Source organism: Commensalibacter sp. W6292M3 (assembly GCF_016101315.1).
Classification (GTDB): Bacteria; Pseudomonadota; Alphaproteobacteria; order Acetobacterales; family Acetobacteraceae; genus Commensalibacter; species Commensalibacter melissae.
Window position 1 is genome coordinate 86499 of record NZ_JACFQT010000003.1, and the last position, 22262, is coordinate 108760.

A 22262-nucleotide genomic window follows, 5' to 3' on the forward strand; every position below is an offset into this window, starting at 1 on the left:
CTTTTCCAAATGCGTTCCTTAATTATGGGATGCATTTTTTATTTTCATTGGAACTCAATTCAAGATGGCCAGACCCTCTAAATATAGCCAACAAATAGCAAGGACTATTTGCCAGCAGATAAGCGAAGGTAAAAGTCTCAGGGAAATCTGCAAGGATGAACGAATTCCCCATCGTTCAACGGTGATGAACTGGTGTAAGGAAAACAGGGATTTTCACGACCAATATGCGCGCGCGCGAGAATTGGGTGCTGATTGGTATGAGGACAAGATTATTGAGGCCGTTGACGAGATCACACCGCAAAACGCGAACGCATCGAATGTGAAGATAAGCACGCTGTTTAAATTGATGGCGTTGCGTAATCCAAAAAAATATAGCGAGAAACAGCGGATTGACCATTCGAGTTCTGACGGGAGCATGAGTAACAGCAATAATGTTATAGTTACTTTTACAGACCCGCAAAAATATGAAGAAGATGATGAATGATATCATACATGTTGAGATACCGAGGGTTTTTTCCCGTTTAAAAGAGGAGGCGAGATACAAGCTGTATTATGGTGGCAGGGGGGGTGGAAAATCATGGGCATTTGCCCAGATGCTGATCCTTATTTCCCTGACGCGTCCGATACGTGTTTTATGCGCCCGTGAATTCCAGCAATCCATCAAGGAATCAGTGTATCAGCTATTGGTTGACACGATTAACAAATTCAGGAAAAACCATCTTTTCAAAATTACGGATACAGAAATAAACGGGATTAACGGAAGCAATTTCTTTTTCAAGGGATTGGCACGCAATCTTTCATCCATGAAATCGCTGGAAGGTGTTGATATTGTATGGGTTGAGGAAGCTCAATCTATTAGCCAGAAAAGCATCGAGTTTCTAATTCCAACGATAAGAAAGGAAAAATCTGAACTTTGGTTCAGCTGGAATCCCGATGAACCCACTGATGCGATTGAGTTGCTCAAAAACAGTCTTTTGAACTATTCCAGGGAAAAATTCATAATTCAAAAGGTGACATGGCGTGACAATCCATGGTTTCCAAAAAGTCTTGATAATGAAAGATTGAGATGCAGAAAGGACAGCATCAGTAAATACCAGCATATCTGGGAAGGTGATTTTGTATCTTACGGGTATTTCTTCGAGATAGAAAAAATGCTTGTTGACAAAAAACCGCTAAAAATACCGGAATATGTCACATCCGTTTTTGCGACAATGGATACCACCATGAAAGGTGGCATTGACAAGGATGGAACGGCAGTATGTTTTTGGGGGCTAAATCTATACGATGAACCTAAAAATCTATACCTGCTTGACTGGGATCTGGTTGAATATGAGGGATCCATGATTGTCGACTGGATACCGAGATTGCTGGAGCAGGGCGAGGAATGGGCGGTAAAAACAAAGGCAATCAACGGTTTCATCAATATGTATATCGAGGACAAGGCAGCCGGTACCATTGTTCTTCAGGATGGTTATCGTAAAAGACACAAGGTTCGCGCGATTGATTCGAAATTAACCGCTCTCGGGAAAGACCGTCGATGTCTGCTTATTTCTGATGTTGTGGAAAATGGACAGGTAAAGATAACAGAAGCGGCTTTCAACAAGGTAAAAACATTCAGGAACGCATCGGCAAATCATCTTATAAGACAGATCACCTCTTTCCAGCTTTCAGACAAGGAGGCTGATAAAAGACAGGATGACCTTCTGGATGCTTTTGCATATGGCGTTGCGTTGGGATTGAAGGATTCAATAATAGATGTCTAATGATAATTTCGGAAATAGCGGTTATAACAATTCCGGATTATATTCAAAGTTGCTTGACAGGTTTGATGAGGATACTGACAAGGCGCAGTTTTTCGATGCAAACTATCTAAGCTATGGATTGTGTAAATCCATTTACATGTATCATCCCCTTGGCAAGCGTATTATTGACCTTCCTATTGATCTGTCCATAGGACAGGAACGGATAATCAGCGTCAAGCATGAGACAAAAAGCGATGAGTTGATTGAACAATTTATCAAGGTATGGAATGGGTACGGGTTTAAAAATATAATACGGCGTTTGGCGACAATGTCTCGATTATGCGGTATTTCAGCGCTGTTTCTGAAAGTGGATGGATATAACGACCATGAACCTCTTCCGGTAAATACAAACTGGGCAGATTTGAAAATAACCCCGATTGTTTATGACGCCATGAATATTGCAGGATCGGCATCAAACAACCAGGATTTGATGAGCGAGAATTTTCTCAAGGTTGAAGATGTGTTGCGAAGCGGTATGGCCCTGGCGAAAGACCGTTCGTTTATTCTGAGTAATGGTGATCCTCTCTATAACGAGTTCAGTACAAGCGCATTCGGTTTTACGGGACGTTCCGTTTACCAAAACTGTATTCATCTGCTCAAGGCATGGCTTTACGTCAATAATGCGGACGCCATGGTTGCAAAAAAATGCGGATTGATAATAGCCAAGGAAAACGATGTCGGTACCGCCACGGAACTCACCAGCAGATCACTGGGAATCAAACGTGAACTGTTAAGGGCAGGTTCAACGAATGACGTTCTTTCAGTCGGGGCATCGACAACCATTGAATCTCTAAATCTACAGAATATTGACGGGTCTCTTGATATGGCCAGAAACCATATTCTTGAAGACATTGCCAATGCCTCGGATATTCCAACCATAATTCTTGGACAGCAAAGATTTACCCAGGGTTTTGGTGAGGGAAGCGAGGATACGAAACATGTAGGACGTTTCATTGAATCAATTCGTGAATGGGAACGTGGGGCCTATCAATTCATTGACAATTTTGTCATGCGCATGGCGTGGAATTTCGATTATCTAAAGGCGCTTAACAAGGAAAATGGTGATATCTTCAAAAGTAAGAATGATGAGGAAATAACCATAGAACAATATTGGCAGGTTTTTTATTCCCTTAAGCAAAGTTTTTCCTACAGTTTCCCGTCATTTCTGACTGAATCTGAAAGCCAGATTGCAGAGGGTGACCAGAAGAAACTGGAAATGATCGTTGATGTATATGATCGTGTATTCCCGAAAGTGGAAGCCGATATGCAGGCGACATTGACCAATTGGCTGATTGACAGCGTCAACAACCTTCGCAGCCTGAATAAAATAAAGCTGAATGTTGATGAGGATGATCTCAGACAAAGCATAGTTGACAATTACCTGTACAAAGAATCAGAAGAACCAAAAGAAGAGAAAGATGTCGCTATATAGACAATTGCTGTATTTCTTCAGGGAGGTTGAGAATGAGGTTGTCCATAATGTCAAAATTACGGATGACATGCTGTCAAAATGGCAGGAAAGGTTGTCTGAACTTCTAAATAATGGTGTTGTCAGTTTTTCACGGCACCAGATCAACACGTTCTTTTCCAATATTCTGAAGAGGAACCTGACCGTATCCTCTTACAGGAAAAATTTCAAGATAAGGAAACTTGATTTCAACAAGGCCCAATTATCCGCCAGATCAGGAGATTTTCTAAAAGAGCATGTATTGCTTTCAGCAAATCTGATCAGACTGAAAAGGGATGAGCAGATACAGGCAACCTTGAGAAGGTTCAGTGGATGGGTGTCTTCCATACCGACGATGGGTGAGGGAAAACCGTCCCAATCAATTAAAACATTATCAAGTGATTTGTTGAAGCCCCTAAAAAGTCTTTCATTTGAAAATCGGCGCGTGTTGATTGATCAGGGTCATAAATTCACGGCGGCTGTCAATAATTCAATCGCAAGGGATCAGGGTGCAATAGCTGTCAAATGGGTAAGCCACTGGAAAGAGACAGGATATAACTATCGACTGGATCATAAGAAACGTGATGGCCATATTTTCCTGTTGAAGAACAATCCGTTTGTCCGGAATGGATATGTCAGGAAAACGAACGTTCAATATATCGAGGATGTTGACGGGTTTGGCCAGCTTCCCTTTTGCAGGTGTTATGGCGTCTATCTTTTCAGTCTACGGGATTTGCCTATTGATATGCTGACAGAAAAAGGAAAAAAATATATCAATGGTTGATTTAATTGCCTGCTCGATGATTATCTATCGTGACGAGGTTTTGCTTGTCAGACGAAAAGATAATGGTTTATGGAGCTTTCCGGGTGGCTATCTGAAAGAAAATGAAAATCCATTTATTGGAGCGTCAAGGGAAACACGTGAGGAATTGGGGATCGAACTTGAGTTCTCATGCGATTCATTTGTCAGTATATGGGAAGGAAAGAATAAATTCGTATCCATACTACCGTTTGATCTTACAAAGAAACCCGAAAATATTTCCCTCAATGATGAATTGACGGAATATGGATATTTCAAAATAGGAAAACTTCCCGACAATATCATGACGAGTGTCAGGGAGGCGCTGGAATGGTACGAATATGATGAAAATGATATAGCGAAAGCTATTGCCATGGGAAAACTGGCATCACCTCAATATTTCAACGGAAATTTCCTTTTTGACATGCGTATCACCGGTACGGAGATATCAGTCAGGGGAACGGAAAAAAGAGGGATGAAAGAGGTCACCTATCGTGATCCAAATGTTTTTCTTGGTAGAAAATTCATCAATCTATGCCAGGGTGTGAAGGTTGTTTTCGATCATCCTGAAGATGATGTAAACGCGGAATATCTTAGAAACAGGCAGGTCGGAACCATAATCTATCCATATATATTCGGGAAGGAATTATGGGGAATAGCCAAGATATTCAATATCCCGTTTGGCATATTGCTGACCAAGGAGATTTATTCCACATCACCGTCCGTTATAAACAGGAAAAACTTTCCTGTCCTTATCAATTCAAAGATCAGGGCATTATACGAGGGAAGTCCTTTTGTCGTGGATCATCTCGCAATTGTGGGAAAGGGTGTTTGGGATAAAAGCGGTAGGGCGATACCAGGAATAAACTCGCCAGTAAATCATGTAAACAAAAAAGGAACACGCATAATTATGCCCGATGAAAATTTATCAACACGGCTTGATGAGATATATGAAAAAGTCAATAAGCTGATTGATCTCAACAAGGAATACAGTCGTCGTGACGCACGACGTGACGGAACGTTTATCGCCGGTAAAAAAAGAAAATTGAGGGATGCAATCCAGGAGGCCCAGGATTACGAGGACGATGACAAGTTGCGTAACGAGGATCTAGAGAAAATAGAGGAAGCATTCGAGGATTGCGCGAAAGCCCTAAAAAATGACAAGTGTAGCGATAGCGAGGAAAACAGGGAACCTGTAAAGGAAGATAGAAAGAAAGATTCCGAAGAGGAAAAAAAGGATAGGCGTAATGATGCCGAAAATGAGGGATCCGGATCAAAAGATTATGTAACCAAGGATGATCTCGTAAATACATTAAAGGAATTTTTCGGCAATCTTACCAAGCAGAATGAAGCCAGCGTCGCTATGGATAAAAAAAAAGATGCGACGGAATCAGGAGAAGGCGCTAAAGAACCTGAAAAAAATGACGGTAAGGCTAAAAAAGATGCTGAACCAGAAGAAAAAAATGGCGAAGACGCAAAAACTGGTGAAAAAAAATTGCAAGAAGAAATAAAAGATGGATTAGCCGTGTCCAAGGAACTTTCAAACAATGATTCCTCCGGTGAAGAGGAACAGGAGAAAAACAGTATCCTGAGATCGAAATGTGACAGCGCATATATTTATCTTGGCAAGGAGACACCGCCTCCATACTCGAATGAAACATCCGAAGCCTATGCACGGAGAATTCTTGGGCCAATGATTTCATACAGCAAGGATTGGGAGGCCGTAGGATTGAAGAATATCGTCTCTAACAAGAAACTGCTGGACAAGGCAATCCCGGAAATAATCCAGTCTGTTATCGATGAAAACAAGGTGCGGGCAGAGGATTCACAGAAACTGAGAACGATCAGGGAAAGAGATAACGGAAAAATCATCGAGAGAACAATAGGTTCACCAAAAGCCTATCTTGATTCATTTGGTGGATACGATGACAGGCTGGCACGTTTTAAATAAGGGATCATAAACATGGCTAATTTAATATTGCAGGGCGTTCAAACCGCCAGAAACTCATTTTATATATCAAGTGACGGGTTATTGCAGGGAATGGCAATGGCCGAACCTGATACCCATTTCAGATACAGGGCTGGAAGAATAAAAAAATCTGATAGCAATATCTATTACGGTGGATTGCCGATCACCATTTCAGTAGCGGCCATCAATTCATCCATTTCACCAACTATAGAGCTTGCAACAACTATCGATAAAATAAACGGTTTCACTATTTTCAACCAGTCGAACAACCTGATGATCGTCGGGAATAATGATGTACAGATCATGACAGGCGGTGGAACGATCAATACGGTAAAACTGGGAAGCAGGGTGAAACTCGCCGTGAAATGCGATCCCAATCTGAGAACAAAGATTGATGGATCAGTTACCGACGTGAAGCTTTCATGGGATTTTAACAAGAATATGTTGATTGAAGCCACAGGAAGCGCGACCCCATTGAATGTTGCATTGCACAGTATCGCCCTAAGCAACAGTCGGGTCGTTTCAATCGAAAACAATGAATACAAATGGCGCGATGGTGAAACCTGCGCATTGATAGAACTTTAATAAGGAAATAGAAAATGGCTATTTTAGCACCAGCAAGACAAAGAGTGACACCTGCCTATGTCGAACCAGGCATCTTGATTGATCAGGCCCAGTCATCAGGGGCTTTCGCGGTTTTACCGGACGGGACATTCAAGCCACGATTGGGTCTTGCCGATCAGCGTGTCTATATGAACCGGATGGGGATCAAGACAAAATCGACAATATCACAGGATTCACAAAATGAGATTCCTGATCCCGATATTATCCTTGGACAATTGGAGTGTCCAACCTATCTATTGCAAAACAGGGCAATTTATAACCGGCATGAAACAGCGGCTGCGGCAACCTATGGCCTATCAACCCCTGAAATATTGAGAATTGCCCTTTTCCAGGCTAATTTCAACCAGATGCGTGACGGTTTGCTACATGGTATTCAGCCAGAATATGGCGAGGGAATTCTGAACGGGCCTAATATTCTCAACACTGCCTTGCCTGCTGACAAGAATGGCAATATCGGGATACGTGAACAGGATGCCGGAGAGATCGCGACCTTTTTGCTGAACGTGATTGCCGATATCACCGCGCGTACAAATCAATCCGGACGGGCAAATGAATTCACAATTCTCGGCCCGCAAAGATGTCTGAAAAAACTTGAAACAGCGAAAATTGTCGAGCTTACATCCTATCAGCGTCCGGGTGGTGGAACCCATACCGTAAAGGGTACCGTCAATAAAATCCTCGAGGACAGTGGTGAAAAAATATTCTGGACATATGATGACACATTGCAAAACAAAGGAACCAATGGAGCCGATGCAATCATTGTCTGTCTAAGGCAATTCAATATGAAAAACCCTTTTTTCATGCCTGCCAACACAAACTATTTCGGTGAGGGAAATGGTGGATTGCAGCCAATAAACGATTGTTCCGCGATGTACACGGATGCAGCCGCTCCGGTGCTTTTCATAACACCCCTCCCAGGAACAAGTATGCATATGCAGAGTGAAATGAAGATCACGCCAGGATGGGTTTTGCGTCCAGAAGCGTTCACGATTATCAGTGCATTTGCAGAGGCTCCAGAAAAACCATCAGACAATAATAACACTTCAAATGGTGGCGGTGGAACAAAATCGTCAGAACCTGATCCTAACACGAAATCGTCAGAACCTGATCCTAAAACAAAATCATCAGAACCTGACCTTAAAAATACAAAAAAATAATTAAGGAATAACAATGTCGGAATTATTTATTCTAAATGCTCGTCCACAGAATTTCCGGTTTACATTTTCAATGAAGGGAATTGGTGAAAGATTCCCTTTCACTTTTGATTTGCCAAGATTCTCTTATAAAAGATTTTACAAGGATACGGATACAGAAAGCCTGAAAAGTCTGTTACGGCAGATTTATGAATATGGTTTGCAGGAATATGAACCTTCATTGAAAAATACCAGGTATTCCGGTTTTACCTATCGGTTTGATCAGGATTTCACCAATGAAGAGTTGCAGAAACTGAAATATCATTATCATTTCTGCGTCAAACACACGGGTGAAGAGAGAAGAATTGAATCATTGTCAAAATATGCCAGTATCATGTCCGGTGTTGCGATCAATCTGAATAAAAACTCTCTTCTCAATGAACTTTTGAATGATCCTAAAAATCTCGGGACTTCCATTGTCCAACAAAATCCGTATGAAGATGGAAGCAATTTCGAGGCTCTTTTCTCGGTTGCCTATCAATAATGAACGATAAAAAGGCATCATTCGACGATTATCTGATGTTTTTCAAATCTCTGGGACTTACTGAGGAAGATATTGATAACAATACCAGTCTGATAAATATATTAAGATTTTATTATGATTATTCCGTTCATGCGGTGGTATTGAAAAGATTGCTGTCTATTGATCCGTTTATCTATAAATCGGCTCTATACAGTTATACAACTCATAAATTCATTATAGCATGTATTGATAACGGTTATGGTTTTATCAATAAAAATATCCTGGAAAATATGAATATCAATAAAAATCCAGTCAATGGAATTGTCCAGAACGCCAGTGACAACACAACAGCGGCTTCCATGCTGGTTCCTGATTTTTATAAAAACATCTCGTCGTTTGATCTCGATACCCTAAGAACCCCTTACGGTAGAGAGTATTTCAATATAATGCAGCAATATGGCAGCATATGGGGGCTGAATTAAGATGCTGGATGAGATTTATCTCGGTGTTCTCAATATTCCTTATGATTATAACGATAACAGTACAACGGCTTCCGTTGCCCTACTTCTTGAAAAAAAATACGGGATAATGGGAAAATTTATCGAAATCCATAATGATGAGGTGCAGGGTCATCTCAAAAACGCCCTGATCAGCAACATACAGGATGTCATTGAGGGAAATCATCCTAATAATGGCGCTTTTTACACCGCTTTTTCCAAGATAGAACATGACTTGAAAAAGTTTATCAGCTCCCGGGAGGTCGAGAGAGTGGGAATACCTGGTGTCCCGACAAAAGCGGCTCTGAAAGGTGTCACGCATCGTCTCAAACAAAAACGTCGTGGCCTGAAAAATAATGCGAAGGGACAGAGAAGGCCATCTTTTGTGGATACGGGTCTATATGAAAGTTCATTGAAGGTTTGGGGAACATTCAAATAATGTCTGATTCACCTTATGCCAATATTCTAAGGAATGGAGTGGATTTTCTAAAAGATGGCCAGACAATAAGTTTCACGACCTACAAGCGTGCGGTCTTGCCTTTTGAGGGATTTGTCTACTGGATTAAGTTGCATGGTGGAGAAAAATCCATCGAGAGCATGATCCATAAAACGGATGAATTGTACCAGGAGGAAGACAGTTTCAGGAATGAATCCACGATATTGATCACCACCAGGGAATCATTGTTCAATTTCTCTCAAGATGGAATTGATGAAATAAAGGTGTTCAATTATCAGGACAGCCTTTATGTATTGAGAAAAACGGGAGAGAACGCGGATCAGAGTGGGATATACCATAATATAGCCTATATTGTCGAACCGCAGATGCAAAACACGTTTCTCGATACGGAAGACGATTTCAGGAACAGGAATATGCAGTTCAGTTCCTCTGTTCCCCTGTTTATCATGTTCTCGATGGGTTTGTTTGATCTTTTCCAGGATCATTATGATATGTATCCAGGATGGTTGACGCCATACAATAAAAAACCGCCCTATATTTCAATAAATGTTAGTGATACAGAAGCTCTTTCATCCGCAACAGCATACGAAACCGTGGATGGAAATACATACATTGGTAAACTGGTCACCGAAAAGGTGACATTTACCCTATATGGTTATGACAATGAACAGACCATGATTTTTCTAAGTAACCTGGAAAAATGGAGCATGGTCTACAATTATGTCGGTTTTATGAGCTCACCGGCAATTGTCGATGAAATCCACAGCAAAGTCGAAACGGGAACGGTAGCTTTGAAAAAGACAATCGAGGTGGATATTTCCTATATCCAGATGGCTAAACTGTCTGAAGCGTTAAAAGAGAAAATTATTTCCACAGTTCTCATGAAATTCAATTTTAATAACGAGGTTAAAAATGTACTCAGATGTGAGCGGTAATGAAGTCGTAAATATCACCCTGTCACAAAATCAGCTTGCATTGTCAAGAAATCCCCAGCAAAAGGCTATCATATTCGCGAACAAGGCCCTGAAACTGGGTGGAGACCAGCAGGCTGTCGAGGCGGTTCTCTATTCTGCCGATGATCTTGACAAATATCTTGTTGATTCCTGGACTAATTCCGTAATGGAGATGCGATCCACAGTTGAGGGATGGTTCAGCCAGGGAAACAGAAGTGTCACGATACGTGATATAGGGAATAACAGGAACAGTCTTTCAGACCTAAACGATAATTGCTATATCGCCATATCAGGATATGTATGGTCTGATCTTACAACCGCAAATGACCTGTATGTTTTGCTGGCAAATGATTATAACAGCAATTCCAGGGCATGTTATGGGGTAGCGGCAATCCCTTTCGCCAATTTTACAAATGACAACAAGAGAAATCTGACAAATATCAAGTCACTGTTCACACTCGCCACGAATGATTCATCCACAATGGTGCAAATGGGAGTTGGTGCCATAGGATACGAATTGTCCAATTACCAGCCTTCAGTGACAAACAAGGTCAATCCCATGACCTATAGAAGACTGTATAACAGTGAACCCCTGTCCGATGATGATTATCGTGCGAACAGGCATTTGCAGGACGATTTCCACACGAATATGCTCATGTCACCCCCAAATGATGGAAGTGGAGCGAGAAGTCTTGTCTATCCTGGTATTATGACAGACGGTAATGACTTCACCTATTGGTACGGAATTGATTACATACGCTTTACCCTGATATCTAATATAACGAACTTCCTTATTGAATCGGCAAATAGCAAGATAAATCCTCTCTATTACAATCAGGACGGAATTGACAGGCTGAAGGCAAAGGTCAACCAGATTATATCCAATTGCGCGGCATACGGGATAATCCAGACAAATTACAGGATTGATGCCATTTCATATTACGAATATGTGACGCAAAATCCAGACGATTATAAAAACGAGGTTTATGGAGGGATATCCATTGAGGTAAGTCCCCTGAAGGCATTGCGAAAAATAAGGTTTTCTTTGCAGGTCACCGACCTGATTGCACAATAAGGACAGATATCATGGCATTGACACCATTATATGATGGTTTGATAAACAAATCATTAAGTAAGGTAACTTTTACGGATCACCCAAACCTGAACGCCACGGCGAAACATCTGAGCATTGAGGGAATTTCATTTTCACAGACAAGTCCCAATACAACCATACTGAGGGGGATGATGGGGATCATCCAATCGGTTGAGAACTACTATATGATCGAGGCGACAGTGAATCTTCTGAAAACATCAAATGTATATGGGGAATGGCACGATACGATCAGTAAAGCATGCTATCTTGGGGAAATGGTTCTGTATTTTGACAGTTACAACATGAAAGAGCTGACCATCAGGGAATCATGTATTTCCAGCATGGACTCTGTTTCCATAAACGGATCGACCGCTTTTGTCCCTTTCAAGCTGATTGGAAGTGTAAGTGTTAACCAGGATTATTTTGGTGATTTATAATGTATTTTGACAAAGATTTTAATCTGATCATTGATATCAATGAAAATATACAGGCTTGTGTTAAACCTATCACGAGAAAGTTTTTTGAGAGACATTACAAGATTTTCAACAGTCTGGCGATCAGGTTCAACAGGCAGGCCGATGAGGATCAGGCGCTACTTATCAACCAGACAGCACTGCTTGACCTGAAAGATGTTGCGGGAGAGGAGAAAAGCGGGGAAATCATTGATGAGATAAACAGGACAACCCTGATTTCCATCGCATGTGGTGAAAAGAGTAAAAAACCTTTAGTGCTTGATATAGCGTTTGAAAAGAAAATGATTGATTTGGATGAATTCAACGAAACCCTGAGTCTGATCATTTTTTTTACAGTAGTCTTGCTTATTGTTCCCCAGAAGAGCGAACAGGCATTGAAATCTTTTCTGGCCTGTCCGTTAATACATTCAACCTCATTAAACTATATCGATTATCTGAAATCATCAGGGACATCGAAAACAGAAGGGACTACAGACGGGAAAATGAAAATCTCTTCACTATAGTCTTCAATATACTGACGGGTGAGCGGTTTGACATTATCGCTGATATCATACAGAAAATAGAACGGAACAAAAACCCCTATACAAGCGCCGAGCATTTCAGGCAGAGATATCTTATGAGTTTAATGGGTATGTTTAATATGTGATAATATTATGGGACAAAAAAATGCCCCATATATGGAGCATTGAAACTTTTATTATTTAAGCTACTTTTCCAAGTTTGATGATTTTTTCGTTATATAGTATTTCTGCTTTCGCTTCTAATTCTTTTACAATTTTTTTTATCTTGAGAGCCTCAAGATGGAGTTCATGAAAAATTTCACAAAACTCTTTATAATGTCTATAATCCTTCTTTGATTGCATTATGATGATCCTTTTTATTACTTTTATCCTTGATATTATTATATATTATTTTTATCTAATTTATCCAGATATTCTTTACATTCCTTTCTATTATAATTTTTTATGCTAAATAAAAGATTTTCTGCATACAATAATCCCTGTTTAATATTCTGTATTCTCATGGAATTTAAGAAAATTTCGCTATCATCAGTTTTTATATCAACAAGTTTTTTTTCCAATTTTAGAACAATCTTTTGCATGTTCATAACATATTTAAGTAAATCTTCCAAAGATGGATTAACAAGTTTATGAAAATCATCCATTCCCAACGAGTTAAATTGTTTTTTTATAAAATCCAGTAATATTTTTACTATTTCTCTTGTAGAATCATAATCTGAATTTAATCTTTCTTCATCAATAGATTTTATATTATCGTCATCATCAGCCATATTTTTAAATCCTTTAATAAAAAATCATTGAATAAATATAACAAAAAACAGAACGGAACAAATTTAAAAAACCAAAATCACATAATTTTTATGCAGTAATGGCATAATATTGGAGTGGTTTATATATGAAGGTAATCCCAAATATGGGCTCACCTATGATCATACAGGGAATAGGGTCAGTCATCATATCTGATGAGTGGTAAAATTAGATAAAATGGAACCCAGCGCCACGGTGGAGCGGGTTATAAATGGCGGTAAAGCTAAAGAATATTATCTCACCGGTTTGGTGGAAAACCGCCGTTCATGTCTCCATGGGAAAACACGTGCGGGTTTGATTCGCCAGATTTGACGGATCAAAATATGGTGGTGAAGGGTGGCATATATCGGGGTGATATTTACTGTCCTATCAGATAAGTTGAGCATTCACTCATTTTATCTGTAATTTCATTAATACCATGGTTATAATAATCCATTGCGTTTGCAATATCTCCAAAGAAAGGAGTAAAATATCTTTTTTCTCTATCAGAAATATCTTGATCAGTTAGAAATGGTATTGTTATGGAATTTCCAGTTTTATTTTTGACGTAATTTACAACTTTTTGATTATACGATATCAATGAAAGGTCTTCTAACATACATTTATTTGCGGATTGGTAAATTTGACCATCATACAACATATAGCATTGCTTAACTATTTCTACTAAACTTTGTAAACCATCTTTACAAAATGACTTATCAACATCTGTTAAAGCCTCTTTAATGATATCATCAGAAACTGTGTTTGTTTCCAATTTTTTTGTAGGTTTTATTATGTTTGGTTTTAATTTTTTTGTAGTATTTTTTGGACATTTTATCCATTCTTTATCAGATTCAGGTTGATCATCATATCCAAAGCACCATCCTAGCTGATCTAGTTTTTTAACTGCGGCATTTGCGTAATTACACATGATATCGGTTTCGCCATCATTTTTTGATGAACCTTTGCAAAACTCTTGGGAAGCATAATAATTTTTGATAAGTTGTTTAATATTTCCATATTCCACAGAAACAGATGGTTCATTATTTTTATCCGCAGCTTGACTGGTGATAGGTAATGCAAAAATGATAAAGAAAACAAAAACTTTTCTAAACATAACAATTAATCCAATAAATAAAGATCATATATCAATAGCTTATGCGTGCTTTTTAAAAAAAATGACCTATAATTTTCGTGAATAACGAGTAAAACAAGTATAGATAGAAATATATAAAAATACTGCATATGAATATTATTGACTGGAAAAAACAAATGACAGTTTCACAAAGTATTGAAAATCTATCAAAGGAGGTTAATTCATAAGCCCTGTTTCTTTGCGGCTGTCCACAATGCGGACAAGCTGAAGCTGCATACGATATATCTTGTTTGCAAGCTCTGCATGGAACAATACAAACTTGATTAAAATTAATATTGGGAAGGCATTCCAATATTAAGATTACAGGATTTATGATCAAGGTTAAAAGCGTCCATAGATAATAGTTTCTGCCTTTTCGCCTGGATGCAAAAAAAGCGAAAATTGGAGTGATCAAATATAGTATTACAAAACAAAATATTAAGGTCTGACTGTTATTCAATTCTTTAAATCCAATAATGATAGGTAATTTAATTTGAATACAGTATAAGGTTATTGTATCAAAACAAATATTTAATAATTCACATACAGTTTATTGATTATGAAAAGATATTATTATTTGAATTACTGGTTTTTACTTCGATTGCGTCGGTAATACCGACATCATCCTTCAGTACTATCATTAATATATAGGGTGTACGTTTTACGTACCCCCTTTTCGTTTAAAATAAAAATTAAAGTGTCAATCCAAACTTTGGAGGATTTATTTAAAAAACATTCAAATACATTCTTATTTAGAGAAAAGCATATCGTTATCAATGAATTTAATCATCTGTATTATTTTTATTATTTTTTAATTTTTCCGTGATTATATTCAATTGTTTAATTAATTTAAATAATTCATCTAAACTTATTGGGTAATCTATTCCATGTATTGGTAGCGGGGATTCAACATTATCAAATGTTTTATAATGATTTGATAAAATATATAAAATTTCTGCATTGATCGAACGATTATTTTCTTTGGCTTTTTTTTCTATTATTTCTTTTAGATCAACAGGTAACCTCAATCTAAAATGGGAAAAATCGTTCATAATATTTTATCTCATATGAGGAGTATAAATTTAACAAGATACTATTGACAGCAATAACAATTTATGAACATTATGTATATGACGCATTTTGCGTCATAATAATAAATTAAATTACTTGAAGAAAATTATGAATAATACAAAATTTTTTCGATTAAGAATCCCGATTAAAACAGCAGAATGGATACACGAGGAGGCGAAGGAAAATAAACGTTCTTTAAATGCTCAAATAGTATTTTGTATTGAACAAGTTAAAAAAGCAGCGGCTCAGTTTGGCGACGAACCCGCTGCTTTATCTAAAAAAATCACGAAAGAAATTCTAACATGAATAATCAGAATATAGCAAGTATTTCTAATAATGCAAATACACTGCCAAAAGAGTTTTCAGAAATATCTCAATTATGTATTGCGACAGATGTTGTAATCGGTGGACAAAATGTTTTGGGAATTGCTGATGCGAGAAATTTACATGAAGGTTTGGGAGTTGGGAGAGATTATACAAATTGGATTAAAAGAAGAATAACAAGATATGGTTTTGTTGAAAAAGTTGATTATGAGGTTTTCGCCAATTTTGGCGAAAACCCTCTTGGAGGACGACCAACAAATATTTACCGTATAACTCTTGATATGGCCAAAGAATTGGCGATGGTTGAAAATAATGAAAAGGGTCGCCTAATTCGTCGTTATTTTATCTGGTGTGAAAATCAATTACGTAATCAATCAAAAACATTATCACCTATCCAATACGGCGGGATAACCAAATCGGTTGTCAACAAGGCCGTTGCAATTTTGCGGAAAGATTTCGAGAAAGTGTATCGGGATGTCGAATTCCTGAAAACAGGTTTCGATCCATCCGCCGCTTTCGTGACATACTACAAACCTATCATCGCCGTATTGAAGGAAAAGAACGTTCCCCAGAAAGGGAGACGGACATTGTCATGCAGATGTTCGGGAAGGATACACCGGTATCTTATCAGGACGGACAAGGCATCGATGATCCAGATCAGTCGAGAAACGGGTCGGTATATCTATCACATCGACGGGATCAGTGAATGGCTCGGTTATGAAGGTGAGAACATCATCCGGAACCATATCGATAAGGTGATGGGGCAGGGTCGTCTTCATCTGGTACCGACAACCAACAATTCTTTCAAGCATTAGCAAGAGACGATGAAAAAATACTCTCATTATTAATGAGGGTAAAGGAGAGCCGTTATGGATCAAAATCTAAATACAAATTCACATGAACCCTTTCATTCTTTTTCTCATCAAGAACTGATAATTGTTAACACTAAAATCAGACAAGATAAAGAAGGTCGTTATTGTTTAAATGACTGTCATAAGGCATCTGGTGGTGAAAGGAAAAATGGGCCTTCTTATTGGTTAGAAAATAAACAAACTGTTGAATTAGTTAAAGAAATCACCGATACAGGAATTTCTGTATCGCCAACAAATGTAATAAAAGGTGGAATTGAACAAGGCACTTATGTCGTCAAGGAACTTGTTTACGCCTATGCAATGTGGATCAGTCCGGCTTTTCATCTGAAGGTCATTCGTGCGTATGATGATCTTGTCCAGGGAAAATATCAGCCTGTCGTCAATCTTGATGATCCCGTCTTTCTGAGAAACACGCTATTAACCTATACGGAAAAATGCATGATGCTTGAAAATGAGAATAATGCATTGAAACCGAAGGCGGATGGATTTGATCGCATTGCAACGGCGGACGGTTCGTTATGCATCACGGACGCGGCGAAAAATCTTCAGATGGGGCCAAAGGAACTGTTTTTCTATCTCAATTCCCATGAATGGATTTACCGACGGACTGGCAACAAGAACTGGCTTGCCTATCAGGACAAGATCAAGCAGGGATTGCTTGAGCACAAGGTGACGGAGGTTTCATTGAGTGATGGAACAAGCAGGATCAGTGAACAGGTGAGGATAACGCCAAAGGGACTGACCAGATTGTCCGAAATGTTCTCGAATCATGTATAGACGTGATCGGTAACAGTAATAACCGGAATTAGTGAAGTGGATTATAATATATACACTTATTTATTAAGTAAAGAATTAATAATTCAAAGAAATAAAAGTTAATTCCTTTAAGAAATATTATCTTGATATCTTAATTTCACTGGTTAATTTTAGTTAATGAATATTAATCATATATAAACAAGCTTTATTATTTGTATCGATAAACATCGATATAATCATATTGTAGATAGTGAACCGATTGTTTGGAGAGGGTCACTATCTACGTGCCCAGTATGGTTTATGAATAATAGGCCTCTTTTATGTAGGGTTGTGTTCAATGATATCAAGACTTACAAGAAAAAATATATCGATTGTTGAATAACAATTGAATGAAAGATTGAATGGCTAGTGTTATGACCAATATAACTCTGAATATTAACGAGAGTTGCTCCCACGAGGAAAAGATACATTCTATTGAGGAAGCGGTGAAAAATTGCGTGAAAAATCTGAATGTCCATAATGAGATCATGAAGAAGGTTATCAAGAGCATTGACTGTTTGTCTCCAAAAGACCCGACTTACAAACTTGAGTTGATAAATACGTTAAAATGCATCACTTCATTACTGGGGAATATTGATGATGATATCGATTCATTGCGGAATATATGATTTTAACGATGAGCGACCAGATTTTTAACATTTATGGTGAGCTCATATCTGAGCTTACCGTATAGATAAACAGTTTTTATAAATAAACCATCAAAACGATACAAGCCATCCATCAGGGTGGCTTTTTTAATGGGTGCAATCAAAAATGGTCAAAGTTCCAGTCGTCAAGATAAATACAAATTTCAGTCAGTTCTCGAAATTCTCCAATCTGTTCAGCAATTTCAAGAGGGATATCGCGACACCAAAGAATATCGGTCTGACTGTCGACAAAAGCATATCCAACACGCTGAAGATGATTGCCCAGGACTTGCGCGTGATAACACAGGTTCAGCTCACCGTTATCGGCAACTCGAAAAAGTTCAGGGAATCAATGAAGAACCTTCATGTCCAGCCAGCTTTTGCCGGATTTCCAAAGGTCGCGCCAAAAATCCATTCCCCCACGGGAGGAAAGCTGTTCGGTGACGTGAGAAACCTGTCCAATAGCGGGTTCCAGAACATGTTCAGCCTTTCCGCGCGCGCGTTCCCTCTGCAAACATACGGGTTATGGAACATGGGACAGAAGGCATGGCAATTCGGGCAACGGTCAGGCGAGGCATTTGACAGCGCAAGGAACATATTCACCAGGGTGAACAACAATCCGCTCGTGACCGCGATCAGGAAACTGACCATGGCGATCACGAGACTGACAATAAAGGACGGATTTTCCACGGCCATAAGCGGCGTGATGGGGGCGGTACGATCCGTTCCCCTCATAGGAGGAATTGCGGCGGGTGTAGCCACGGGAGGATTGTTCGGCATAGCGGCATCGACAAGCCGGTCGTCCAATCTCAGGACACAGGCGCGTGATCTTGGTCTCACAAACGGGGAATTGCAGGCTGGAAGGAATACATGGGGACAGTATGTAAATTTCGAGGATATCGTCAGGAATATCAACGAGCAGCGGACAAAGATGGGAAGCGGTCTTTTCATGGTCGATGGAATTAGCCGAAAGGATTCCAATGCGGAAATTTTCGTGAAATTGATGAATAAAGTCGCGAGTATCGGCAGGGAGCATAAGGGAGATAATGCCCAGTATCTCGGTCAAAACCCGATATTGAAACTTTTGGGAATATCACCAAACCTTCCCCAGACACTCAGCCTGATACCAAAAAAGAATTTTGAGGAGAATAACAGGAAATTCAAGGAGTTGAGCGTCAAGCTCAACCAGCCCGATGACATACTGAAAAGATCGCAGGATCTGAATACCAGTCTTGGCGTCACGGCCGATCTTCTCAAGAACAAGTTTGGCATGGCCATCGCGGCGGCTGCACCGCAAATCGAGCAGCTTGGCAAATTCATCCAGGATATTGTCGGAAAGATTGCGAGTGAAAAAAATATTATTAACCTCATTACCGGAATTAAAAAAATCGGTAATTTTGCAAAGGATATATTCGGAAAGATTACTGGAAGTGACAATATATTCGATGGGATAAAAAAGGTATTCCAGGATAGTATCTTTCCACCCCTGAAGGATTTTTTCCAGAATAACGTGATAATTCCACTAAAGGATATATTCCAGAACAGCATGATCAATCCTCTGAGGGATCTGTTTCAGAATAATGTTATCAATCCTTTTAAGGATCTGTTCGGAAAATTGTTTCCTGATAATTCGAAAAATACTGATAACAGATCAAATGCAATATTTCCGTTATTCAAACATGATTCTCTTCCAGAATATCATCAGGCTGCCTATACGGTTCCCAATGTAAAGGGATACTATTCAGAAAAATACAAGAATGGATATCTTGATTCGATCAACAAAGCATTACATTTGCCAAACAAGTTCATGCAGGCTATCCGCTGGAAAGAATCTGGTGGAAATGATTTTGCTGTCAATCGTTCAAGTACCGCTATGGGTGCCTTTCAGATGACCGCCGCGGCAAGAAAGGATTACGGTGTCAAGAATCCTTTCGATTTTTATGACAGTGCCACAGGTGCGAGAAGGGATATCCAGCATTTGATGGAGGTATTCAAAAATCCAAGAAAGGCGGTTGTCGCCTATAACTGGGGTGAGGGAAATATGGCCAAATATCTGAGAAGGCAGCATGGAAACTGGGAAAATAATCTTCCTGCACCCCAGCATAAATATCTAAATGATATTGATAGATATTTGAAAAATTATCAGGATCCCCAGAATATCCATCTGAATGTCAATAACAACACGGGCGGGTCAACCAGCGTCAACGCGAGAATGGCATCCGGCTTTCCAAAAATCCTGAAAGGTTCATACAGTATTTGATGTTAGGTACAATATACGGACTGGCCTTTGAAAAATCCCCGATTTTCCTTACCGGTGGCATTGCCGAGCTGATGGGTGGCGTTCTTCCCATCATCGCGATAAGCGAGGGAATGAGCGTTCTTTCCAACGCCATAACGGGAAATATCGAGGGAATAACCAATGGACAGGGATTTCTCAATTTCAAGCCGATCGCCGGAGGGACGGTTATCCAGAATGCCATCGCGACAACACCGTTCTATAACCAGACCACGGCAGCGAATTCCCTGATCAGTGAGGCGAACGTCATTTCACTGATCTGCATGTGTCCTATCGGGCAAAGCACGCACGCACTCATGAAAACGGCAAAATTCAGCAATCTCATCAATGCCCTGAACTATCATAACAATAATGGCGGCCTGTACACCGTACTGACACCGTCCTATATCTATCGGGACTGTATCCTGTTGAGGGTGTCCGATGTCAACTCGACAATTGACGGGTCAAGCCAGTTCCAGAGTGTATGGCGTTTTGATTTCATCCAGTCGCTTGTGTCCAATGCCAAGTCAAAGGTTGTCCTGAACAATTTCATGAACAAGGCTACCTCTGGAAACCTTACAAAACCGACATGGGAATCGGCAGCAAAAATATTCTCATTTCCCGGATTGGGACAATGACAATGCAAAAATATCAGTTCACACCAGACAATAACTCTGATCCCCCTTATCAGATAACGATCAATATGGATAACCGGGATTACATATTCAGGGTCATGTACAACCTTTATTCGCAACGCTGGTATTTCAGGATTTCCGACCTTCAGCAGAATGTCATCAAGATCGCGCCCCTGGTCTCTTCAACGGAAAACAGGGATATCAACCTGACATTCAACATTTTTTTCAACAACAGTCTTGTTTTCAGGAATGATCAGAACATGATCATGGTCAAATAGCGATGCGATATTACAGAATTGAGATAGCCAATCTTTTCGAGATGGAGATTGGCGACGAGAAGGAAAAGGACAGGCAGATCCAGATTGGACGCAAACCCATCACTGTATTTTCCAGCCATCTTGACAACAGGCAGATGAATACGGGCGCATTGAATATCGTTATGAACCTGTCCATGTGCTATTATCACCAGTCCCAGTTGGGGACGTCTTTTGTCCAGATTCAGGGTATCCCGTTGCAGACCCTCATGCAGGCCAATGACCTCAGGGGAAAATACATACGCATATGGGGCGGAATGACAAAGGGATATATTGTCGAAAAGGATAATTACGGTATTCTGCTCGAAGGTATTATCTGCGGCCCCTATGGAAACTGGGTAGGGACAAACCAGACGATAAGCTTTTTCATAGGGCCGACAAAACTGGTTATCGATCCAGATATTGTGTTTTCATGGAAAAGGGGACAAAGCCTCAGGGACGCCATCAGGTCGACCCTTAAAAACACTTTCCCCCATGAAAAGATAGAGATAGATATATCGCAGGATTTCCAGTGTCTTCTTGACCAGGGTGGCGTGTATAACAATCTTCAGGAATTCTCCACGGCTCTCAGCAATTTCTGCAAGTCAAACAGGAAAAGCAAACCAATCAATATCTATGAGGCGGGCGGGACACTGTATGCAACGGACAATCGGTTTGGCAGGAAAATAAAGCTGAAACCCTATGAGATGATTGGGCAACCAACCTGGTCTGACAATAACGATATCACGGTAACACTGTTGATGAGAGCGGACATAAGCCTTAACGATATCATCAATTTCCCTGATGAGGTCAGTTACTACGGTATAATCCAACCAATCGACAACGCGACCGATCTGCTGTTCAACAGGGGAAAGAATTCATCCCAGAAAAACAACGTGATTTTTCACGGTGATTTTCTCGTCACTTCCCTTCAGCACGTTGGCAATTACAAATCACCAAGTCCCAATGAATGGATAACGATCCTGACAGTATCGGCAATGGATAATGCCCTGGTTAAGTCACCGGCACCAAAAATAAACGGATTGAGTTGACATGATTGATGATGGACTAAAATATCCCATATTCGAGAGTCTGAAGCAGACGGCCGAAAACATGGTTAATATGCGGCAAAACCTAA

28 protein-coding genes are annotated in these 22262 nt (G+C 39.7%); 23 read left to right on the top strand and 5 right to left on the bottom strand.

The window, feature by feature from the left end; genetic code table 11:
* The first annotated feature begins 64 nt into the window (after positions 1-64).
* Genes H3T57_RS07615 through H3T57_RS07680 form a run of 14 tightly spaced genes read left to right on the top strand, consistent with a single transcriptional unit; the run spans position 65 to position 12273 of the window.
* Entirely contained in the window at positions 65-484 is a 420-nt protein-coding gene (locus H3T57_RS07615) for a hypothetical protein (protein WP_198193817.1), read from the top strand.
* A complete protein-coding gene (locus tag H3T57_RS07620) occupies positions 474-1763 on the top strand; it encodes a PBSX family phage terminase large subunit (RefSeq protein WP_232349802.1) in 1290 nt (429 codons plus the stop codon). The genes H3T57_RS07615 and H3T57_RS07620 overlap by 11 nt, the downstream gene beginning before the upstream one ends.
* Complete coding sequence (locus H3T57_RS07625; RefSeq protein WP_155567042.1) at positions 1756-3234, top strand: anti-CBASS protein Acb1 family protein; 1479 nt, start codon at positions 1756-1758, stop codon at positions 3232-3234. The genes H3T57_RS07620 and H3T57_RS07625 overlap by 8 nt, the downstream gene beginning before the upstream one ends.
* Positions 3221-4033 carry a hypothetical protein gene (locus H3T57_RS07630; RefSeq protein WP_198193819.1) on the top strand — a complete coding sequence of 271 codons (813 nt, stop codon included), beginning with the start codon at positions 3221-3223 and terminating at the stop codon, positions 4031-4033. The genes H3T57_RS07625 and H3T57_RS07630 overlap by 14 nt, the downstream gene beginning before the upstream one ends.
* The gene (locus tag H3T57_RS07635; protein WP_198193820.1) at positions 4026-5999 is read left to right on the top strand and encodes an NUDIX hydrolase; all 1974 of its coding nucleotides are present in this window, start codon (positions 4026-4028) and stop codon (positions 5997-5999) included. Before H3T57_RS07630 ends, H3T57_RS07635 begins: the two co-directional genes overlap by 8 nt.
* A gap of 12 nt (positions 6000-6011) precedes the next feature.
* On the top strand, positions 6012-6602 hold the full coding sequence (locus H3T57_RS07640; RefSeq protein WP_198193823.1) for a hypothetical protein: 591 nt from the start codon (positions 6012-6014) through the stop codon (positions 6600-6602).
* Positions 6603-6616: 14 nt separating this feature from the next.
* Entirely contained in the window at positions 6617-7798 is a 1182-nt protein-coding gene (locus H3T57_RS07645) for a hypothetical protein (protein ID WP_198193825.1), read from the top strand.
* Positions 7799-7811: 13 nt separating this feature from the next.
* A complete protein-coding gene (locus H3T57_RS07650; protein WP_155567037.1) occupies positions 7812-8318 on the top strand; it encodes a hypothetical protein in 507 nt (168 codons plus the stop codon).
* Positions 8318-8779, top strand: a complete 462-nt coding sequence (locus H3T57_RS07655; RefSeq protein ID WP_198193827.1) for a hypothetical protein — start codon at positions 8318-8320, stop codon at positions 8777-8779. The genes H3T57_RS07650 and H3T57_RS07655 overlap by 1 nt, the downstream gene beginning before the upstream one ends.
* Before the next feature lies 1 nt (position 8780).
* Positions 8781-9233 carry a hypothetical protein gene (locus H3T57_RS07660; RefSeq protein WP_198193829.1) on the top strand — a complete coding sequence of 151 codons (453 nt, stop codon included), beginning with the start codon at positions 8781-8783 and terminating at the stop codon, positions 9231-9233.
* Positions 9233-10186, top strand: coding sequence for a hypothetical protein (locus tag H3T57_RS07665; RefSeq protein WP_198193831.1), 954 nt, complete (start codon positions 9233-9235; stop codon positions 10184-10186). The genes H3T57_RS07660 and H3T57_RS07665 overlap by 1 nt, the downstream gene beginning before the upstream one ends.
* Entirely contained in the window at positions 10164-11279 is a 1116-nt protein-coding gene (locus H3T57_RS07670; protein WP_198193839.1) for a hypothetical protein, read from the top strand. The genes H3T57_RS07665 and H3T57_RS07670 overlap by 23 nt, the downstream gene beginning before the upstream one ends.
* An 11-nt stretch (positions 11280-11290) precedes the next feature.
* Positions 11291-11734: a hypothetical protein gene (locus H3T57_RS07675; protein WP_155567032.1), complete on the top strand. Its 444-nt coding sequence runs from the start codon at positions 11291-11293 to the stop codon at positions 11732-11734.
* Positions 11734-12273: a hypothetical protein gene (locus H3T57_RS07680; protein ID WP_198193841.1), complete on the top strand. Its 540-nt coding sequence runs from the start codon at positions 11734-11736 to the stop codon at positions 12271-12273. The genes H3T57_RS07675 and H3T57_RS07680 overlap by 1 nt, the downstream gene beginning before the upstream one ends.
* Positions 12274-12471: 198 nt before the next feature.
* Here H3T57_RS07680 and H3T57_RS07685 read toward each other — a convergent pair whose 3' ends face one another.
* Both H3T57_RS07685 and H3T57_RS07690 read right to left on the bottom strand, forming a co-directional pair.
* Positions 12472-12633, bottom strand: a complete 162-nt coding sequence (locus tag H3T57_RS07685) for a hypothetical protein (protein WP_198193842.1) — start codon at positions 12631-12633, stop codon at positions 12472-12474.
* A gap of 38 nt (positions 12634-12671) precedes the next feature.
* Positions 12672-13061, bottom strand: a complete 390-nt coding sequence (locus tag H3T57_RS07690; protein WP_198193843.1) for a hypothetical protein — start codon at positions 13059-13061, stop codon at positions 12672-12674.
* A 214-nt stretch (positions 13062-13275) separates the two neighbouring features.
* Here H3T57_RS07690 and H3T57_RS09165 point away from each other — a divergent pair, with 214 nt between their 5' ends.
* Positions 13276-13410: a hypothetical protein gene (locus tag H3T57_RS09165; protein ID WP_255549917.1), complete on the top strand. Its 135-nt coding sequence runs from the start codon at positions 13276-13278 to the stop codon at positions 13408-13410.
* A 46-nt stretch (positions 13411-13456) separates the two neighbouring features.
* Here H3T57_RS09165 and H3T57_RS07695 read toward each other — a convergent pair whose 3' ends face one another.
* Together H3T57_RS07695 and H3T57_RS07700 are read right to left on the bottom strand one after the other, a co-directional pair.
* Positions 13457-14194, bottom strand: coding sequence for a hypothetical protein (locus tag H3T57_RS07695; protein WP_198193844.1), 738 nt, complete (start codon positions 14192-14194; stop codon positions 13457-13459).
* An 800-nt stretch (positions 14195-14994) separates the two neighbouring features.
* Positions 14995-15264 (bottom strand): Arc family DNA-binding protein, encoded by a 270-nt coding sequence (locus H3T57_RS07700; RefSeq protein WP_198185647.1) that lies wholly within the window; start codon positions 15262-15264, stop codon positions 14995-14997.
* 127 nt (positions 15265-15391) lie between these two features.
* On the opposite strand from H3T57_RS07700, the gene H3T57_RS07705 reads away from it, so the two are divergent.
* The 7 genes from H3T57_RS07705 (at position 15392) to H3T57_RS07735 (ending at position 21109) form a co-directional block, all read left to right on the top strand.
* Complete coding sequence (locus H3T57_RS07705; RefSeq protein WP_198185645.1) at positions 15392-15589, top strand: Arc family DNA-binding protein; 198 nt, start codon at positions 15392-15394, stop codon at positions 15587-15589.
* On the top strand, positions 15586-16422 hold the full coding sequence (locus tag H3T57_RS07710; protein ID WP_198185643.1) for an antA/AntB antirepressor family protein: 837 nt from the start codon (positions 15586-15588) through the stop codon (positions 16420-16422). The genes H3T57_RS07705 and H3T57_RS07710 overlap by 4 nt, the downstream gene beginning before the upstream one ends.
* 54 nt (positions 16423-16476) lie before the next feature.
* Positions 16477-17256, top strand: a complete 780-nt coding sequence (locus H3T57_RS09120; protein WP_232349803.1) for a phage antirepressor KilAC domain-containing protein — start codon at positions 16477-16479, stop codon at positions 17254-17256.
* A gap of 392 nt (positions 17257-17648) precedes the next feature.
* A complete protein-coding gene (locus H3T57_RS07720) occupies positions 17649-17903 on the top strand; it encodes a hypothetical protein (RefSeq protein ID WP_198193845.1) in 255 nt (84 codons plus the stop codon).
* A 133-nt stretch (positions 17904-18036) separates the two neighbouring features.
* A complete protein-coding gene (locus H3T57_RS09240) occupies positions 18037-20181 on the top strand; it encodes a lytic transglycosylase domain-containing protein (RefSeq protein ID WP_198193846.1) in 2145 nt (714 codons plus the stop codon).
* A gap of 110 nt (positions 20182-20291) precedes the next feature.
* Positions 20292-20834, top strand: a complete 543-nt coding sequence (locus H3T57_RS07730) for a hypothetical protein (RefSeq protein ID WP_198193847.1) — start codon at positions 20292-20294, stop codon at positions 20832-20834.
* Positions 20831-21109, top strand: a complete 279-nt coding sequence (locus H3T57_RS07735) for a phage baseplate plug protein (RefSeq protein ID WP_198193848.1) — start codon at positions 20831-20833, stop codon at positions 21107-21109. The genes H3T57_RS07730 and H3T57_RS07735 overlap by 4 nt, the downstream gene beginning before the upstream one ends.
* Here H3T57_RS07735 and H3T57_RS07740 read toward each other — a convergent pair.
* Positions 21085-21297, bottom strand: coding sequence for a hypothetical protein (locus tag H3T57_RS07740; protein WP_198193849.1), 213 nt, complete (start codon positions 21295-21297; stop codon positions 21085-21087). The genes H3T57_RS07735 and H3T57_RS07740 overlap by 25 nt on opposite strands.
* 252 nt (positions 21298-21549) lie before the next feature.
* Between H3T57_RS07740 and H3T57_RS07745 the strand changes: the two genes are divergently transcribed.
* Positions 21550-22176, top strand: coding sequence for a hypothetical protein (locus H3T57_RS07745; RefSeq protein WP_198193851.1), 627 nt, complete (start codon positions 21550-21552; stop codon positions 22174-22176).
* Positions 22177-22262: the final 86 nt, after the last annotated feature.

What these genes read in the sequence shown, in the direction of transcription:
- H3T57_RS07615 (WP_198193817.1), top strand. Translation starts at nt 65, where the DNA reads ATGGCCAGACCCTCTAAATATAGCCAACAAATAGCAAGGACTATTTGC.
- H3T57_RS07620 (WP_232349802.1), top strand. Translation starts at nt 474, where the DNA reads ATGATGAATGATATCATACATGTTGAGATACCGAGGGTTTTTTCCCGT.
- H3T57_RS07625 (WP_155567042.1), top strand. Translation starts at nt 1,756, where the DNA reads ATGTCTAATGATAATTTCGGAAATAGCGGTTATAACAATTCCGGATTA.
- H3T57_RS07630 (WP_198193819.1), top strand. Translation starts at nt 3,221, where the DNA reads ATGTCGCTATATAGACAATTGCTGTATTTCTTCAGGGAGGTTGAGAAT.
- H3T57_RS07635 (WP_198193820.1), top strand. Translation starts at nt 4,026, where the DNA reads ATGGTTGATTTAATTGCCTGCTCGATGATTATCTATCGTGACGAGGTT.
- H3T57_RS07640 (WP_198193823.1), top strand. Translation starts at nt 6,012, where the DNA reads ATGGCTAATTTAATATTGCAGGGCGTTCAAACCGCCAGAAACTCATTT.
- H3T57_RS07645 (WP_198193825.1), top strand. Translation starts at nt 6,617, where the DNA reads ATGGCTATTTTAGCACCAGCAAGACAAAGAGTGACACCTGCCTATGTC.
- H3T57_RS07650 (WP_155567037.1), top strand. Translation starts at nt 7,812, where the DNA reads ATGTCGGAATTATTTATTCTAAATGCTCGTCCACAGAATTTCCGGTTT.
- H3T57_RS07655 (WP_198193827.1), top strand. Translation starts at nt 8,318, where the DNA reads ATGAACGATAAAAAGGCATCATTCGACGATTATCTGATGTTTTTCAAA.
- H3T57_RS07660 (WP_198193829.1), top strand. Translation starts at nt 8,781, where the DNA reads ATGCTGGATGAGATTTATCTCGGTGTTCTCAATATTCCTTATGATTAT.
- H3T57_RS07665 (WP_198193831.1), top strand. Translation starts at nt 9,233, where the DNA reads ATGTCTGATTCACCTTATGCCAATATTCTAAGGAATGGAGTGGATTTT.
- H3T57_RS07670 (WP_198193839.1), top strand. Translation starts at nt 10,164, where the DNA reads ATGTACTCAGATGTGAGCGGTAATGAAGTCGTAAATATCACCCTGTCA.
- H3T57_RS07675 (WP_155567032.1), top strand. Translation starts at nt 11,291, where the DNA reads ATGGCATTGACACCATTATATGATGGTTTGATAAACAAATCATTAAGT.
- H3T57_RS07680 (WP_198193841.1), top strand. Translation starts at nt 11,734, where the DNA reads ATGTATTTTGACAAAGATTTTAATCTGATCATTGATATCAATGAAAAT.
- H3T57_RS07685 (WP_198193842.1), bottom strand. Translation starts at nt 12,633, where the DNA reads ATGCAATCAAAGAAGGATTATAGACATTATAAAGAGTTTTGTGAAATT.
- H3T57_RS07690 (WP_198193843.1), bottom strand. Translation starts at nt 13,061, where the DNA reads ATGGCTGATGATGACGATAATATAAAATCTATTGATGAAGAAAGATTA.
- H3T57_RS09165 (WP_255549917.1), top strand. Translation starts at nt 13,276, where the DNA reads ATGGAACCCAGCGCCACGGTGGAGCGGGTTATAAATGGCGGTAAAGCT.
- H3T57_RS07695 (WP_198193844.1), bottom strand. Translation starts at nt 14,194, where the DNA reads ATGTTTAGAAAAGTTTTTGTTTTCTTTATCATTTTTGCATTACCTATC.
- H3T57_RS07700 (WP_198185647.1), bottom strand. Translation starts at nt 15,264, where the DNA reads ATGAACGATTTTTCCCATTTTAGATTGAGGTTACCTGTTGATCTAAAA.
- H3T57_RS07705 (WP_198185645.1), top strand. Translation starts at nt 15,392, where the DNA reads ATGAATAATACAAAATTTTTTCGATTAAGAATCCCGATTAAAACAGCA.
- H3T57_RS07710 (WP_198185643.1), top strand. Translation starts at nt 15,586, where the DNA reads ATGAATAATCAGAATATAGCAAGTATTTCTAATAATGCAAATACACTG.
- H3T57_RS09120 (WP_232349803.1), top strand. Translation starts at nt 16,477, where the DNA reads ATGGATCAAAATCTAAATACAAATTCACATGAACCCTTTCATTCTTTT.
- H3T57_RS07720 (WP_198193845.1), top strand. Translation starts at nt 17,649, where the DNA reads ATGACCAATATAACTCTGAATATTAACGAGAGTTGCTCCCACGAGGAA.
- H3T57_RS07730 (WP_198193847.1), top strand. Translation starts at nt 20,292, where the DNA reads ATGAGCGTTCTTTCCAACGCCATAACGGGAAATATCGAGGGAATAACC.
- H3T57_RS07735 (WP_198193848.1), top strand. Translation starts at nt 20,831, where the DNA reads ATGACAATGCAAAAATATCAGTTCACACCAGACAATAACTCTGATCCC.